Annotated in this window: 1 protein-coding gene and 1 pseudogene; both read right to left on the minus strand. The window is 54.8% G+C overall.

The features are described from left to right. On the minus strand, positions 1 to 475 hold a 475-nt coding region (locus tag HMPREF3158_RS12365; RefSeq protein WP_141740972.1), incomplete at its 3' end, for an IS3 family transposase. Continuing rightward, positions 472 to 823 (minus strand): annotated as a pseudogene (locus tag HMPREF3158_RS01590) (transposase); the annotation flags it as partial. The gene HMPREF3158_RS12365 and the pseudogene HMPREF3158_RS01590, both read right to left, overlap by 4 nt.

The raw sequence follows: 823 nt of genomic DNA on the forward strand, positions 1-823 counted from the left end.
TATCAGGTGTCCACCACATGGGGGTCAGGTCCCCTTTCCTGGTGCGCACGTAGGTAATGTCCGCCACCCACAGCCGATGAGGGCCAGGAGCCCTAAATTCACGATTTACCAAGTCTGGGCGCAGATCAGGCACGTTAGGCTTACGGGTTGTGATAGGTGACCTGCCTTTGCCTTTGCCAGAAACACCGGCCAGGCGCATCAACCGAGCAGTTTGTTCACGACCGATATCAATTCCGTCACGGCGGAGAGCATGCCACATTTTCCGCACACCGTAGACACCGTAATTATCGCGATGAACAGCACTAATGTGTTCAATCAGCACAGCATCGCGAAGGCGACGAGCACTTAATCCACGGGCTTTAGACTGGCGGTACCCGCGCGAAGTAAGGAAGCCGCCTTCACGATGGGTGTTTAACGTCTGGCAGATGAACTCGACTGAGAAACGATTCCGATGCTCATCAATGAACCGGATCATTTCCGACGTTTCGGGTCGAGTTCGGATGCGAAAAAAGCCGAAGCGGCTTTCAACAACTCGTTGGTGTCCCGCAGCTCTTGATTTTCTCGACGCAACCGTGCGTTTTCTGCAGCAAGGTCCTCGGGCATTGATTCCACAACACGACCTTCGCGACGAGCGGCCTGCGTCCATTGCCTCGCCGTGTGCCACGAGACGCCCAGCTTTGGTGCCACGATCTTGCAGGCTGCCTGCATGGAAATGTTCTCCGCCAGGATGCGGTCTTCCACGAGACGGACCACACGGTCCTTCGCATCCTGATCAAATTTTCTCGGCATGTTCCAAATTTTCCCATCTACTCAAACGGAACAA

This window comes from Corynebacterium sp. HMSC06G04 (genome assembly GCF_001807365.1).
Lineage (GTDB): Bacteria > Actinomycetota > Actinomycetes > Mycobacteriales > Mycobacteriaceae > Corynebacterium > Corynebacterium simulans.